This is a genomic window from Pseudorhodoplanes sp., from assembly GCF_050250235.1.
Classification (GTDB): Bacteria; Pseudomonadota; Alphaproteobacteria; order Rhizobiales; family Xanthobacteraceae; genus Pseudorhodoplanes.
This window is the reverse complement of record NZ_JBFWPA010000048.1, coordinates 36,601-51,347: the sequence shown is the minus strand read 5'-3', so window position 1 is coordinate 51,347 and position 14,747 is coordinate 36,601. Positions and strand designations below refer to the sequence as shown.

At 64.1% G+C, this 14,747-nt stretch carries 16 protein-coding genes and 1 pseudogene; 14 read left to right on the top strand and 3 right to left on the bottom strand.

Features of this window, described 5'->3' with window-relative positions:
- The 6 genes and pseudogenes from AB7F49_RS20375 to AB7F49_RS20350 all read left to right on the top strand — a co-directional run.
- A pseudogene (locus AB7F49_RS20375) lies at positions 1-189 on the top strand (metallophosphoesterase); the annotation flags it as partial.
- Positions 190-240: 51 nt separating this feature from the next.
- Positions 241-1,428 (top strand): alpha/beta hydrolase family protein, encoded by a 1,188-nt coding sequence (locus AB7F49_RS20370; protein ID WP_428525671.1) that lies wholly within the window; start codon positions 241-243, stop codon positions 1,426-1,428.
- Between the two features lie 65 nt (positions 1,429-1,493).
- Entirely contained in the window at positions 1,494-2,678 is a 1,185-nt protein-coding gene (locus AB7F49_RS20365) for a dienelactone hydrolase family protein (protein WP_428525669.1), read from the top strand.
- 142 nt (positions 2,679-2,820) lie between these two features.
- Positions 2,821-3,804 carry an MBL fold metallo-hydrolase gene (locus AB7F49_RS20360; RefSeq protein ID WP_428525667.1) on the top strand — a complete coding sequence of 328 codons (984 nt, stop codon included), beginning with the start codon at positions 2,821-2,823 and terminating at the stop codon, positions 3,802-3,804.
- 189 nt (positions 3,805-3,993) lie between these two features.
- On the top strand, positions 3,994-4,740 hold the full coding sequence (locus AB7F49_RS20355; RefSeq protein WP_428525665.1) for a YebC/PmpR family DNA-binding transcriptional regulator: 747 nt from the start codon (positions 3,994-3,996) through the stop codon (positions 4,738-4,740).
- Positions 4,741-4,801: 61 nt separating this feature from the next.
- Positions 4,802-6,061 carry a benzoate/H(+) symporter BenE family transporter gene (locus AB7F49_RS20350; RefSeq protein WP_428525663.1) on the top strand — a complete coding sequence of 420 codons (1,260 nt, stop codon included), beginning with the start codon at positions 4,802-4,804 and terminating at the stop codon, positions 6,059-6,061.
- Here the strand turns inward: AB7F49_RS20350 and AB7F49_RS20345 are convergent.
- Positions 6,006-6,779 (bottom strand): sulfite exporter TauE/SafE family protein, encoded by a 774-nt coding sequence (locus AB7F49_RS20345; RefSeq protein WP_428525661.1) that lies wholly within the window; start codon positions 6,777-6,779, stop codon positions 6,006-6,008. The genes AB7F49_RS20350 and AB7F49_RS20345 overlap by 56 nt on opposite strands.
- Before the next feature lie 101 nt (positions 6,780-6,880).
- On the opposite strand from AB7F49_RS20345, the gene ruvC reads away from it, so the two are divergent.
- Complete coding sequence (gene ruvC, locus AB7F49_RS20340; protein ID WP_428525659.1) at positions 6,881-7,390, top strand: crossover junction endodeoxyribonuclease RuvC; 510 nt, start codon at positions 6,881-6,883, stop codon at positions 7,388-7,390.
- On the opposite strand, the gene AB7F49_RS20335 is transcribed toward ruvC, so the two are convergent.
- Together AB7F49_RS20335 and AB7F49_RS20330 are read right to left on the bottom strand one after the other, a co-directional pair.
- Complete coding sequence (locus AB7F49_RS20335) at positions 7,383-8,594, bottom strand: NAD(P)/FAD-dependent oxidoreductase (protein ID WP_428525657.1); 1,212 nt, start codon at positions 8,592-8,594, stop codon at positions 7,383-7,385. The two genes, ruvC and AB7F49_RS20335, sit on opposite strands and share 8 nt — an antisense overlap.
- Positions 8,595-8,644: 50 nt before the next feature.
- Positions 8,645-9,628, bottom strand: coding sequence for an alpha/beta hydrolase (locus AB7F49_RS20330; protein ID WP_428525656.1), 984 nt, complete (start codon positions 9,626-9,628; stop codon positions 8,645-8,647).
- 69 nt (positions 9,629-9,697) lie between these two features.
- On the opposite strand from AB7F49_RS20330, the gene ruvA reads away from it, so the two are divergent.
- From ruvA to AB7F49_RS20295, 7 genes are all read left to right on the top strand, one after another.
- On the top strand, positions 9,698-10,315 hold the full coding sequence (ruvA, locus tag AB7F49_RS20325; protein WP_428525654.1) for a Holliday junction branch migration protein RuvA: 618 nt from the start codon (positions 9,698-9,700) through the stop codon (positions 10,313-10,315).
- 34 nt (positions 10,316-10,349) lie between these two features.
- Entirely contained in the window at positions 10,350-10,766 is a 417-nt protein-coding gene (locus AB7F49_RS20320; protein ID WP_428525652.1) for a cytidine deaminase, read from the top strand.
- Positions 10,763-11,224 carry a hypothetical protein gene (locus tag AB7F49_RS20315; RefSeq protein WP_428525650.1) on the top strand — a complete coding sequence of 154 codons (462 nt, stop codon included), beginning with the start codon at positions 10,763-10,765 and terminating at the stop codon, positions 11,222-11,224. The genes AB7F49_RS20320 and AB7F49_RS20315 overlap by 4 nt, the downstream gene beginning before the upstream one ends.
- Positions 11,221-12,258: a Holliday junction branch migration DNA helicase RuvB gene (ruvB, locus tag AB7F49_RS20310; RefSeq protein WP_428525648.1), complete on the top strand. Its 1,038-nt coding sequence runs from the start codon at positions 11,221-11,223 to the stop codon at positions 12,256-12,258. The genes AB7F49_RS20315 and ruvB overlap by 4 nt, the downstream gene beginning before the upstream one ends.
- A 124-nt stretch (positions 12,259-12,382) precedes the next feature.
- The gene (locus AB7F49_RS20305; protein WP_428525646.1) at positions 12,383-13,582 is read left to right on the top strand and encodes a PQQ-dependent sugar dehydrogenase; all 1,200 of its coding nucleotides are present in this window, start codon (positions 12,383-12,385) and stop codon (positions 13,580-13,582) included.
- A 26-nt stretch (positions 13,583-13,608) separates the two neighbouring features.
- Entirely contained in the window at positions 13,609-14,070 is a 462-nt protein-coding gene (gene ybgC, locus AB7F49_RS20300) for a tol-pal system-associated acyl-CoA thioesterase (protein ID WP_428525644.1), read from the top strand.
- Between the two features lie 46 nt (positions 14,071-14,116).
- The gene (locus AB7F49_RS20295; protein ID WP_428525642.1) at positions 14,117-14,689 is read left to right on the top strand and encodes an AAA family ATPase; all 573 of its coding nucleotides are present in this window, start codon (positions 14,117-14,119) and stop codon (positions 14,687-14,689) included.
- Positions 14,690-14,747: the final 58 nt, after the last annotated feature.

Sequence of the window (14,747 nt, the reverse complement as noted above, 5' to 3'; positions counted from 1 at the left end):
GACGAACCTGTGTCGCGCTTCCTGCGACGAATTCCTGCGACCAAGTTCGAGGCCGCAACGGGTCCCGCGACCCTGTGTGGCCTGGCGATCGAGACCGAAGACGCATCCGGGCTGGCCACGCGTGTGGCTGCTGTCCGGCTTGGCGCGCGCCTGGAGGAAGCCCTGCCGCGCTTCTGGCTTCAGGCGTAATCCGGACCCCACGGTCGGGTCGGGGGCAGCGGCGCACAGGGACGCGCCGCCATGCGCACGATTGGTCAACGCTCGATCCGTACCGCTGCCGGCGCCATCTTTTCGGGGTGCCTGCTGGCTCTCACTGTGGTCACGCCTTCCCAGGCACAGACCGCCGCCGACGAATTCGTCAGCGAGCGCACTTTCTTCCGCACCACCATCGACGGAAAGTCCGTCCGGCTCGAAGGCTTCGTGCTGAAGCGCGCCGATCTGACGGGCCGGTTGCCGATCGCACTGATCACCCACGGCAAGTCCGCGAACCTCGCCGACATGCTGGCGCTGCGCGCGAGCGACTACACGCCGTATGCGCGCGATCTTGCGCGCCGCGGCTATCTGTCGGTCGTTGTGATCCGGCGCGGCTTTGGCCAATCGGATGGACCGATGCCGGTCAACATGACTTGCGAGAGCAAGTCTTTCAACGATCTCTTCACGGCAGATGCCGACGATTTGCAGGGAGCGCTGGAGCTTGCGTCCCGGCGGCCGGATGCGGATCCGGAACGCGCGATCGCGATTGGTGTGTCGGCCGGCGGCGCCGCGGTGATGGCGCTTGCGGCCCGCAATCCCAAGAACCTGCGCGGGGTGATCAACGTCTCCGGCGGCTTGCAGACACCTTCCTGCCCGAAGGACGAGGCGCTGGTCAGTGCCTTCAAGGATTACGGGTCGACCGGCCGGGTGCCGAGCATCTGGATCTACGCGAAGAATGACAGCCTGTTCAATCCCAGCCTCGTCGAGCGCATGCAGTCGGCCTATCTCGACGGCGGCGGCGACGTGAAGCTCGTCATGTATGACAAGTTCGGCAAGGACGGCCACGAAATTTTCGGCGACCCGAACGGCCGCCTGCGCTGGCTCATGGAAATGGACGGCTTCCTGCGCTTTCACGATCTGCCGGCCACCCGGCGAGATCAGATCGCCGAATTGCTGAAGCTGACGAAGCTTGAGCCGCGCCACGCCGCCTTCATCGACCAGTATCTGGCGGCGCCGACCTCCAAGGTGATGGTGCAGACCCCCGACGGCAACGACTACATGACTCAATATGGTGCCTCGTCGCTCGAACTGGCTCGCGGCGCCCTGCTGAAGACCTGCCAGGAGCGTCACAAGTCCGCGCAGCCTTGCAAGGTGGTGATGGAGAACGACACCTGGGTTGGCCCGACCGTTCCCGAGCGGGTGGCTGCCGGCCCGGCCGATCGGGCGGTTCAATAAGTTGCCGTTCATGCTGGCCGCAGACGGTCGGAACCTCTAACCTGTCTCTGTCCGGATGCGAACCGATGCGTGTTGACCACAATCCGCGACTGCCGCTGCGTCTTCGCGCCTTGCGAAGTCTCACGGCAGTCGCAATCGCCTTGTTCGGTCTTGCTCTGCTTGCGCCTGCGGCTTTGGCGCAGGCAGCCGCGGAAGAGTTCGCAGTGGAACGGGTGTTCTTCCGCGCGACGCTCGAGAACCGCAGCGTCCGGCTCGAAGGACTGATCGTGAAGCGGTCCGATCTTGCCGGCAGGAAACTGCCGGTCGCGCTGATCACGCACGGCAAGTCGTCTCATCTGACCGACATGCTGGAAAGCAAGGCGTCCGATTATATCGGACCGGCTCGCGACCTTGCGCGGCGCGGCTGGCTCGCGGTCGTCGTCATGCGGCGCGGCTTCGGTCAGTCCGACGGACCAATGGCCGCGGCGGTGTCGTGCAGCACCACGAGCTTCGCGGACCGATTTGCGGCCGATGCCGACGACCTCGAGGGCGCTCTGACCGCGGTGACCAGGCGCCCGGATGCCGACCCGTCCCGCGCCATCGCGATCGGCGTATCGGCGGGGGGCGCCGCCGTCGTGGCGCTCGCGGCGCGTAACCCGAAGAATCTGCGAGGCGTCATCAGCATTTCGGGCGGGCTGCGCATGCCCGATTGTCCGAAGGAAGACGTCCTGGTGAATGCCTTTCGCGACTTCGGCCTGGTCAGCCGGATTCCCAATCTCTGGATCTATGCGAGGAATGACAGTTTCTTCGGTCCGGAACTGGTCGAACGCCTGCAAACGGTCTTTCTCGATGGCGGCGGCGATATCAAGCTCGTGATGTACCCGAAATTCGGCAAGGACGGGCACAGCCTTTTCAACGCCGCTGCCGGCAAGCTGCAATGGCTGATGGAGATGGACGCATTTCTGCGCTTCCACGGCTTGCCCGCCGCTCGCCGCGATCACATCGCCGACCTGATGAAGTTGCTGCGGCTGGAAAGCCGCCAGCGCGGCTTCCTCGACCGCTATCTCGCCGCCCCGACCTACAAGGTGATGGCCCAGACCGCGGACGGCAAACATCACTTCACGCAATTCGGCGCGGGCTCGCTCGATGTCGCCCGCAAGGCGGCCCTCAAGGCGTGCGAGGATCGCTACAAGTCCGCCGACCCGTGCCGGATCGTCATGGAGAACGACGCCTGGCTCGGTGGCGGCGCGGCCGGGGGCGACAGGCCCTGACATTGCTGTCGTTTCCGGATCATGACGGTCGCCGCATTTGCCCGAGATGTCGCGTGATATCACCGTCACATAATTGACGCGTCCGCTCGCTCAATGGCATCAGTCGGCGCCAGCCAATTGGCGCCAGCAGGGATCGCAGCATATGATATCGCACACGATTACCCGGCGGTCGGCGATCGCGGGTCTTTCCACGCTCGCCGCGGCGGTTCTTCCACATGGCACGGCGTTGGCGAAGGCGCCGATGCTGAACACGCAGGCGCCCGCCTATTACCGCTACAAACTGGGGTCGTTCGAGGTCACCGTGGTTTCGGACGGTCCGCTGGGTCTCGGCGCGCTCCAGGACAATATCTTTGCGGGCATCTCGAAGGCGGACTTCACCAAGATACTGCACGACAATTACCTGCCCTCCGATGCCGTCGAGATGGATCAGAACGTGGTCGTGGTGAATACCGGAGAAAAGCTGGTTCTGTTCGATACCGGTGACGGCGGATCGACCATGTTCGGTCCGAAGAGCGGACGCTTGATCGCCAACCTGCGGGCGGCCGGGATCGATCCGAAGGAGATCGACGTGGTCGCGCTCACGCACGCGCATCCCGACCATTGCTGGGGATTGATGGCAACCGATGGGAAACCGAATTTCCCGAACGCGCAGATCGCTCTGTCGCAGGCCGATTTCGATTTCTGGACCGACGAAGGCAAGGCCGCGATGGGGGACATGATGAAAGCCCTGGTCGGCGGAACCCGCCGGCATCTGATCCCGAATCGCGAGCGCATCGCCTTCGTCACGGACGGGCAGGAAGTGGTGCCGGGAATCCGTGCCATCGCGACGCCCGGTCATACGGTCGGACATCTGGCCTTCGCGATCACGTCCGGTGGCAAGACGCTGGTCAATACCGGCGATGTTGCGCACCATCACATCGTGTCGATGCAGCAGCCGCGCGCGGCCTTTTCCTACGATACCGACGGCGCGCAGGGCGTGGCGAGCCGTCTCAGGACATTCGACATGCTGGCGACCGACCGGCTCCCGTTCGTGTCCTATCACTTCCCCTGGCCGGGGCTCGGCTATGTTGCCAGACATGGCGATGCCTATCGCTACTTCCCGGCGCCGATGCAAACGGTGCTGTAGGTCCCGCACCGTTCCGCGCGCGCCCGGGAGCCGGGTCAAATTCAGGGTCGCGGTCCCGGTTCGCGCCGCGTCGACCCTCGCTTCGAGCCAAATTCAAAACGTCCCTACCACCTGAAATGACGGGCTTGTGATGGACTCGCCAGCCGGCCTATAACCCGCCCGCGTCAATCGAATTTGCGGTCCGGGTCCATGGCAGGTCATTCCCAGTTCAAGAACATCATGCACCGCAAGGGGCGGCAGGACAAAATCCGCTCCAAGATATTCTCCAGGCTCGGCCGCGAAATCACGGTGGCGGCGAAACTCGGTCTGCCGGACCCGAATTTCAATCCGCGTCTGCGCGCCGCAATCATCGCGGCGCGCGCCGAAAACATGCCGAAGGACAATATCGAGCGCGCGATCAAGAAGAGTCAGGCCGGCGATTCCGAGAATTACGACGAGGTGCGCTACGAAGGCTATGGGCCGGGCGGTGTCGCCGTGATCGTCGAGGTGCTGACCGACAACAGGAACCGCACCGCGGGCGATGTGCGCGCCGCCTTCACCAAGAACGGCGGCAACATGGCGGAAACCGGGGCGGTCTCGTTCATGTTCGACCGCGTCGGCGTCGTGGAGTTCGACGCCAAGGTGGCAAGCGCGGATGAGATGCTGGAGGCCGCGATCGAGGCCGGTGCGGAGGATGTCGCCTCGAGCGAAAGCGGGCATGAAATCTATACCGCTCAGGATTCGCTTGCCGAGGTTTCCAGGTCGCTGGAGGCGAAATACGGGGAGCCGCGCAAGTCGGCGCTGGTCTGGAAGCCGCAGAACACGCTCGCGGTCAATGACGAACAGGGCGAGAAGCTGTTGCGCATGATCGAGGCATTGGAGGAAAGCGACGACGTGCAGAACGTCTACGCCAATTTCGAAGTGTCCGAGCAGCTCATGTCGAAGATGAGCGCGTGATGAAATGGCCGGTCAGCCGCTCGGGCGGCTGGGTCGATCGCCCTGCATTCGGGACACCGTAATGCCGCTTGAAAAGCCGGCCCTGCCGCTGCCGCGCCGGCCGTGGTCCGATTTCGGGCCGCTCTATTTCTCCAATGCCATCGTCGCATTCCTGTTCTCGTCGACGGGTCCGCTTGCGATCGTCCTTTCGGTCGGGTCGCGGGGCGGATTGCCGGAGGCCGATATCGCGTCCTGGATCTTCGCCGCGTTCCTGATCAACGCGCTGATCACGATCGTGTTTTCGGTGCTCTATCGCCAACCGCTCGTGTTTCTGTGGAGCATTCCGGGCACCGTGCTGGTCGGACCCGCGCTGACCCACATGACGTTCCCGGAAGTGATCGGTGCCTTCCTCGCCACCGGGCTGCTGATGCTGGTTCTCGGCCTGACCGGGTTCGTGCGCCGCGCGATGGAAATGGTGCCGATGCCGATCGTGATGGCGATGGTCGCGGGCGTGTTCCTGCGGTTCGGCGTGGATCTGATTTTCGCTTTCCGCGACGGCTTCCTGATTGCGGCGCCGATGACGGCGGCATTTGTGCTGCTGTCGATCGTGCCTGTCGTGGCGCGCCTGCTGCCGCCCCTGATCGGCGCCTTGATCGCGGGCGCCGCCGCGGTGTGGTGGCTCGGCAATTTCAACGCGCCCGCTGGTGCGATTTTCAGCTTCGCCGAACCGAAGCTGTTCGTGCCGCAATTCTCATGGGCGGCCATGGTGGAACTCGTCGTCCCGCTCGCGATCACGGTGCTCGTCGTCCAGAACGGGCAAGGCATCGGCGTCCTGACCGCGAACGGACACAGGCCGCCGACCAACGCGATCGCCTTTGGCTGCGGCGTCGGCTCGATCCTGACCGGATTGTTCGGCGCCGTCTCGACCTGCCTCACCGGCCCGGTCAACGCGATCCTGTCCGGTTCGGGGGATAAGCCCCGGCAATATTCCAGCGCGATCTTCTTCGGTCTGGTCTCGATCGCCTTCGGTCTGATGGCGCCGTTCTTCACCCGCCTGCTGCTTGCAACACCGCCCGCCTTCATTGCGACGCTGGCCGGCCTTGCCATGCTGCCGATCCTGCAGACGGCGTTCCAGGCTTCCTTCCGCGAAAAATTCAGCTTCGGCGCGCTGGTCTGCTTTCTGGTGACGGTCGCCGATGTGCCGATCTTCCTGATCGGCGCGCCGTTCTGGGGTCTGGTGTTCGGCGTCGCCGCCTCATGGCTGCGCGAGCGGGCGGACTTCGGGCCTAGCGGAACACTTCGTCAAACAGCGGCAGACTCACAAGAGCCGACAGCGCGATGATGACATAGGATACGCGGCGATAGGATTGGTCGGACGCACCGCGAAACAGGTAGGCGCCGAGCGCCAGCGCCACGATGAAGACCGGACCGAGCAGCAGCGACAGAACCAGCACGTCCGTGGTGAACAATCCACGTGCATAATAGGCGGCCGCTGACACGATCGCGAGGATCGCGAAATAGACCATGAGATTCGCGCGGATGACATGGGCGGAGTTCGGGCCGCCGAGCCAGTAGATGATTGCGGCCGGCCCCGCGATCTGCGCCGCGCCTGCTCCGACGCCTGCGACGAGGCCTACTCCCACCGAAACCGGCAGCTTCGGCCGTGCGCGATAGCGCCAGCCGGAAGCGAGCGCGAGCAGCAGCGTCACGACCAGAATGGCGATGAACCAGCGCAGGGTGACGGGATCGAGATACTCGAGCGCTGCAACGCCGACCGGAATGGTGCAGATGGCGGCAATCGACACCGGCGCCACTTCGCGCCAGTTGCATTGCCGGGTCAGCGGCACCGTGAACGGGGCGCTTGCGACAAAGTCGATGATCAGCAGGGTCAGCGCCGCGATTCGCGGCTCGTAGATCGCAGCGACCAGGGGGACATAGATCAGCGCCGAGCCGAATCCGGAAAAGCCGCGCACAAGGCCCGCGATCAGCGCGACGCCGACCGCCGCGGCAAAACGCGGATCGGCGACAAGGCTCGCGACGGTTGCGGAAAAGCTGCTCACATGCGGGGTCCGGCTGCGCCGGCCTCATATCAGGCGAACGGCCACGGAGCGACGTCCACCGGCGCGGGCCTTCCATGCATCCGTGCTATCAATCACGCGGCATGCAGCGAACGATTCGCATTCTTGGCATCGATCCCGGGCTCCGCCGCACAGGCTGGGGCGTGATCGAGTGCGAGGGCAATCGGCTGCTATTCGTTGCGTGCGGATCGGTGGAGACGCAGGAGCGCACCGAACTCTCGGCGCGGCTGGTCGCCATTCACGACGGATTGCTGCGCGTCGTCGAGCGGTTCGCGCCGGACGAGGCTGCGGTGGAGGCCACGTTCGTCAATCGGGATGGTGCCTCGACCCTGAAACTCGGCCAGGCGCGCGGCATCGCCATGCTGATCCCGGCGCGGGCAGGGCTCAAGGTCGCCGAATACGCACCCAACCTGGTGAAAAAGACCGTTGTCGGCGCGGGTCATGCCGAGAAGTCGCAGATTCGCATGATGATCGGCGTATTGCTGCCGAAGGCCGATCCGCGCACCGAGGACGCCGCCGACGCGCTCGCGATCGCGGTCACCCATGCGCATCACCGTCGGAGCGCGATGCTGAAAATCGTAGCGGCTAGCTGAACCGGTACAGGTCGGCATCGCAATCTGGGCGACCGGCCACCATTCCCGCGATCACATCGGCGGCAATACGCGAATAGGTGATGCCGTTGCCGCCATAACCCAGAGCGGCGAAACAATTCGGCATCTTTGGGATTTCGCCGATGATCGGCAATCCGGTATCGGTTTGCCCAAAAGAGCCGGCCCAGGCGAAGTCGATTTCGGTCGAGGCCCCAGGGATCAGCTTGCCGAGCTTTCGCTGTAGCGTGCGGGTCTTGCGCGCGAGTAGCTTGTCGCGCTTGTCCTCGTCGACGAAGTCTTCGTCCTCACCGCCGCAGATAATGCGTCCGTCCGGCGTCGTGCGCAGATAGAGATAGGGATCGGAAGCTTCCCAGATCATGCATTGCTCGGGCCACAGCCGTTTTGGTTGCGTCACGGTCGCGATCGCATAAGTGGAAATGATCTTGTGGCCGCGCGCCGGCACGCTCTTTGGAACCTCGTAGCCGGTCGCCAATACGAGATGGCGACACCGGATCGTGTGGCCGGTGTCGGTATGCGCCGTCACGCTGCGCGAATGGCAGTCGAGATGGTCGATTGAGACCGGTGCGAATATGCGCGCGCCATTCCCGACCGCCGATGCCAGCAGCGCATGCGCCGCCTTGCGGGGATCGATGACGAGATTGTCGTAGCCGAGCAGTGCTGCGGCCCGGGAAATTCCGAAGCGCGTCTTCAACTCCTTGCGGGACAGGAGGCGGTCCGGCAATCCGATCGCGCGCCGCGCAGCCTGCTCGCGCGCCAGCCCGTCCGCGTCGAGCTCATTGCCGGCGAGATAGAGGCTGTCGCGGCGGACCACATCGGGCAATTGCAAATCGGCCAAACGCGCCGCGACGGCATCAACCGCAAGACGTGAGCGTCGCCAGGCCCGCATCGCATCGGCCTTGCCGATCTTGCGCGAGAGCATGGAGAGCGGCGTGTCGATCTCGTATTGTACCAGCGCGGTCGATGCGACCGTCGATCCCTTCACCGGATCGTCCCTGCGGTCCACGATCGTCACGGCGAGCCCGGCCTCGGCCAATGCGTCGGCGATCATCGCGCCGGTAATGCCGGCGCCGGCGATCAGGACGTCGGTCGTCATGTCCTTGCGCAACGGTGCGTGCCGGACCCTGACGGCGCGGCGGCCCTCCCAGATTGAACGGCCCGTGCGCAGATCCCGTCCGGTTGTGACCATGTCATCCTGCCTGGAAAACGAAGGTCGTAACGCGCGGAGTCCGGTTTGGTTCAGGCCTTTGTCGTCACCCGATTCAGGAATGCGCAGACCTCATCCACACGCGGGCTCATGGCGCGAATCCAGCCCATCAGGTTGACGCAGGCATGTACGGTGCCGGGCCACAGCCGGAATTCGAAATCCGCGCCCGCCGCCTTCAGCTTCTCCACCAGCAGTTCGGAATCATTGCGCAGCGGATCGTATTCGCTCGCGGTGACGAACAGTGGAGGCAGTCCGGCGAGGTCGGCATAGAGCGGGGCCGCCAGCGGGTTGGTGCGGTCCTGCCTTCCGGATAGATAGTGATTCCAGTACCAGGCCATCTCGGGGGCCATGATCAGATAGGGGCCGCCGCCATAATCCTTCTCAGACTCCGTGTTCAGGTCCGGCGCGTAGCAGCCATAGAAGCAGGCGGTACCGCGCACGGGAGAATCCCCGGCATCGCGCAAAGCAATGGTTGCGGCGAGCGCGAGATTGGCGCCGGCCGAGTCGCCCGCAACCGCGATGCGCTTCGGGTCGATGCCCCAGTCCGCACCATTCGCAGCCACCCAGCGGATCGCCGCAATACAGTCATGGAGCGGGGCCGGGAACGGATGTTCGGGGGCGAGCCCGTAATCCACGCTTACGATCCGCATGCCGGACCGCTTCGCAAGCTGGCGTGCCACGCCATCATAGACGTCGATGTCGCAGACCACGAAGCCGCCGCCGTGCAGGAACACGATCGCCGGCGCGGGCGCGGATGTGCCCGGATCGTAGAGCCGGATACGGATATCTCCGCTCGCCGCCGCAATCTTGCGCTGTTCGATATGCGCAATTGCGGGTGCCCCGGCGGAAACGTAAAACGGCAGCAGCCGGTCGATCAGTTCGCGGGCGCCTTCGGGGCTGCGCATGAAAATCGGCGTCTCGCCATCCGCGCCGCCATAAATCCGGTTGAGCACCGCCGCGGTGTCGGGATCGAGCTTCGACCATTGGTCTTTGAAAAGGGCTGCGAAATCGGTCATTGAAACCGTCCTCAGGGGCCAGGGAATCCATGCTTTAATGCTGCAACACGATTCGCAACCGATCCGGCGATGATTGGCAAGCTCAAAGGTGTCATCGATTCCTACGGTGAAGATTACGTGATCGTCGACGTCCATGGCGTCGGCTATCAGGTGCATTGCTCTGCGCGCACGCTGCAATCGCTGCCGGCTGCGGGCGAGCCTGCCACGCTGTCGATCGAGACCCATGTCCGCGAGGACCAGATCCGTCTGTTCGGCTTCGCCAGCGATCTGGAACGGGAATGGTTCCGGCTGCTGCAGACCGTGCAGGGGGTTGGGGCAAAGGTCGCACTCGCGGTGCTGTCGACGCTGCGCCCGTCCGAGCTTGCGAATGCGATCACCCTGCGCGACAAGGCCGCTATTTCGCGGACGCCGGGCGTCGGTGCGAAAGTCGCCGAGCGCATCGTCACCGAACTGAAGGACAAGACGCCGGCCTTCACCGATCTGGACCCGGCGGTGGTCCGGCTGTCGGCAGACATGGATGAGGGCCGCGCGCCCGGGCCGAGCCGGGATGCGGTCTCGGCTCTGGTCAATCTGGGCTATGGTCAGCCGCAGGCGGCGGCGGCGATTGCGACGGCGGCGCGCGATGCGGGTGAGGGCGCGGATACTGCGAAGCTGATCCGCCTCGGGCTGAAGGAATTATCGAAATAGCGCGCAGGGATTCAAAGGTGCTGGCGTGTCGAGTTTGAGCAAGGAAGACAGCGATCTGATCGCCGCCGCGAGCGAGGCGATCAAGACGCGCTATCGCAATGAGTGGCAGGAGGTCGGCGCCGCCATGCGCAGGCGCGACGGCCGCATCATCACCGGGGTCAATATCGACGCCTATCTCGGGCGCATGGCGGTGTGCGCCGAGGCGATCACGATCGGCCGCTCGATCACCGAGGCCGGCGACCAGGGCATCGATACCATCGTCGCGGTCCGCCATCCGCGTCCGCATGAGGAGGACCAGACCATCAAGGTGGTGTCGCCCTGCGGCTCCTGCCGCGAACTGATCCATGACTACGATCCGAAGGCGCGGGTGATCGTGCCGAACGGTCCGGAGCCGTCGGTGATGTCGATCTCCGAATTGCTGCCGAACAAATACTGGCGGGGCAAGAAGTGACGACTTCGCGGTTCGACACCAACGAAGCAGGTTTCTTCCGGTCGCCGTTCATCTCGCTTTGCTTTATGGTTGGACCCGCTGTCGGTTTCGTCGCGTTGATTGGCTATGAGTGGCTGCTGAATTCGCCGGCTTACAAGGCGCTGCCTGTGACTGTCCTTACTGACGGAACGGCCTGGTTCTGGGCGTATCTTCTCGGGCTCCAAATTGCTGTCCCTGCAGTCGTGATCTTTGTCGTCATCGGACTAGTGTTCAAATACGCTGGTTTTCTCAGCGCGCTTGTGTCGGCGGCTCTTCCTCCAATCATACTGGCCGGATTTTTCTACTTTCAGGGTGGCATGCGTATGTCCATCGAACGCGCCTTGACTGGGTCTCTGAGACTTCTGATTCCGTCCGTCGCTGCGATGACAGCCTGCTGGCTGCTTGCTAGCGCGATCAGAACTTTGAGAGCTACGCGATGACCACATCTCGCCTTCTCACGCCGGAGCGCCGCGACGACGATCTTGCCGAAGCCTCGCTGCGTCCGCAGAAGCTCGGCGAATTCATCGGGCAGGAAAAGGCGCGCGCCAATCTCGAAATCTTCATCAAGGCGGCGCGGGCGCGGGGCGAGGCGCTCGACCATGTGCTGTTCGTCGGCCCCCCGGGTCTCGGCAAGACCACGCTGGCGCAGATCGTCGCGCGCGAACTCGGCGTCAATTTCCGCGCAACCTCCGGTCCGGTGATCTCGAAGGCCGGCGACCTCGCTGCGCTGCTCACCAATCTCGAGGAGCGCGACGTCCTCTTCATTGACGAGATCCACCGGCTCAATCCGCAGGTCGAGGAAATCCTCTATCCGGCGATGGAGGATTTCCAGCTCGACCTGATCATCGGCGAGGGGCCGGCCGCGCGCTCGGTGAAGATCGAGTTGTCGAAATTCACTTTGGTCGGCGCCACCACGCGCGCGGGGCTGCTCACCAATCCGCTGCGTGACCGTTTCGGCATTCCGGTGCGACTCGATTTTTACACCGAGGCCGAACTGGAACAGATCGTGACGCGCGGCGCCCGCGTGCTTGGCGTCGCCATCACCAAGGATGGAGCGAACGAGATCGCGCGGCGCGCGCGCGGCACCCCGCGGATTGCCGGCCGCCTGCTGCGGCGGCTGCGCGACTTCGCCGATGTGCAGGGCAATGCCGCCATTGATCGCGCGGTCGCCGACACGGCACTGCGCGCGCTGGAAGTCGACGGCGCCGGGCTCGATGCGATGGACCGCCGCTATCTCAGCACAATCGCGCTCAACTATGGAGGCGGACCCGTCGGCGTCGAGACGATTGCCGCCGCGTTGTCGGAACCGCGCGATGCGATCGAGGACATCATCGAGCCGTTCCTGATCCAGAAGGGCTTCGTGCAGCGCACCCCGCGCGGCCGGCTCTTGACCGGGCATGCCTTCCGCCATCTCGGCCTTGCCGAACCGGCGCGCGATCCGGCACAATTCGGGTTGTTCGGCCAGGAGGATTGAACCTCGCGCCTGCCATCTCGCGTTCACATCGGATTGCCACGAATTGTCGCATGCAGCCAATTGAGTGCAAGCATCGGCGCGCTTCGGCGTTTATGCGGTCGCAACACTTCGATGCGGGGAACTCATGCTGCTTGCAGGAACTTCGAACGCGTGGCGCGGAATTGTGCGGCTTGCGACCGCCATGGCGATTGCCGGCGCACCTTTGCTGATTCCGGTCGAGGGCTTCGCCCGTACGAGCCCCGTTCCAGACGATACCGAAACGGAATCGGTCGAATATGAGGCCGTGCGGATCGGCGGCACGTTCGAGTTCCCGTGGTCGATCGCCTTCCTGCCCGATCGCTCGCTCTTGCTGACCGAGCGGGTCGGCCGGCTGCAGCACGTTCGCCCGGACGGGACTGCGCGCGAAGTCAAAGGCGCACCGGCGATTTTTAACGGCGGGCTGGCGGGGCTCCTTGATGTCGCCGTCGATCCCGACTTTAGCCGGAGCCGGCTGATCTATTTTTCCTATGCCTACGGCAACGAGCGGCGATCGACGGTGCGGGTCGCGCGCGCGCGATTGAGCCATGACAATGCGAGCCTGATGGCGAAGACAGTCATCTTCGAAAGCAGCGCCTCTGCGAGGGACGAGCAATATGGCGGTCGCATTGCAATCACGCTGGACGGTCACTTGTTTCTTACCGTCGGTGACCGCTGGGAACAGGAGCGCGCGCAACGTCTCGATGATCATCTCGGCACGGTCATTCGGATTCGCACCGACGGCAGCGTGCCGCCGGATAATCCGTTCTACGGCCGCAAGGACGTAAAGCCGGAAATCTGGAGCTACGGCCATCGGGTCTCGCAGGGCCTCGCCTTCGACGAGGAGCGTGGTCACCTCTACGCGGTTGAGCACGGGCCGATGGGTGGCGACGAACTGAATCTGATCGAGCGTGGACGCAATTACGGTTGGCCGGTCATCAGCCATGGCATCGGTTATGACGGCAAGCCGGTCGGAGAGGGCAGGGCCAAGGAAGGGATGCAGCAGCCGGCGCATGTTTTTGGCGAGCCGCCCGCACAGGCGCCGTCCGGGCTGGCGATCGACGGAGGCGGGACCACGCCGATTTTTTGGGTCGGAACGCTGGCCGGACAGGCGTTGCTGCGGCTCGAACGCGACGGCGACGGCGAGCGGTGGCGAGAGACGCGCCTGCTGCATGAAGAGCTCGGACGTATCCGCGATGTACGGATCGGACCGGACGGACTAGTCTACGTGATCACCGATGCCGCGGAGGGCGCTCTCTACCGGGTCGATCCGATCGTTGAGCAGGCGGGCCAGCGTCAGACCCGATAAGACGAACAAGGCCGGTCTATCCTTCCATGACCTCCATCCCTCTCGACGGCGAATTGCGTGACGGGCGCCACACCCTTATCGTGCGCGTCTATTACGAGGACACCGACTTTACCGGCATCGTCTATCACGCCAATTACCTGCGCTACATGGAACGCGGGCGCACCAATTATCTGCGTCTGATCGGCGCCGATCACCGCGTGCTGTTCGAGCAGACGGAGCAGGAGGCGCCGGGCTTCGCCTTCGTGGTACGCGCGATGACGCTCGATTTCCTGAAGCCTGCGAAGATGGATGATATCCTCACCGTCGTCAGCGAGCCGAACGAGGTGAAGGGCGCGTCCGTCACCATCCGCCAGCGGGTAATGCGCGGCGACGAATTGCTGGTGCAGGCCGATGTGCGGGTCGCCTTCATCTCGGGCGGGCGGGCGAAGCCGATTCCGAAGCCGCTGCGGATCGCGATGAAGGCGGACCAGGACGCGGCGGCAGGCTAGGCCATGTCTCGCAGCGGGGCGCGAGCCGAGAGATTTGGGCTATCCGATGATTATCCATCTCAATGGCTGGCCTGGGATCGGGAAACTGACCATAGGCCGCGTGCTTGCAGAGCGGCTGGGGGCACGCTTGGTCGACAATCACCTGCTGCATGATGTTGCGATCCGCTGCGCCGGTCTGCAGGATCCGCAGCGATGGCCGCTTTATGAAGCCGTGCGGATTGCAGCCTACGACGTTCTTGCCAATCGTCCGGCGAGCGAGACCTTTGTCATGACGAATGCGTTGTGCGTGAATGCCCCTCGCGAGATCGAAGCGTGGCGCCACGTCGTTGATCTCGCGGTCAAGAGAAATGCCGTCCTGATACCGGTCGTTCTTGGGGGCGGGTTGGAGGAAAACATGCGCCGTCTGCAGAGTCCGGATCGGGTGGGCCGAAAGCTCACGGATCCGCGTGCGCTCGCTGCGTTCATGTCCTCGGGCCGGCTCCAGAAGCCCGATGTGCCGGAATTGCTGGAACTCGACACGACGGGTCTCTTCCCGCCGGATTCGGCCGCTGCGATCGAACGACACGTCAAGCAGGTCAGGCCGAACCCGGCGAATGCCGGACATCTGAAATTCAGGTGACTGGCGCATTCCCGGCGGGCGGGCACGGGACGCTTGACTCCCGTTTGTACCGATCGGT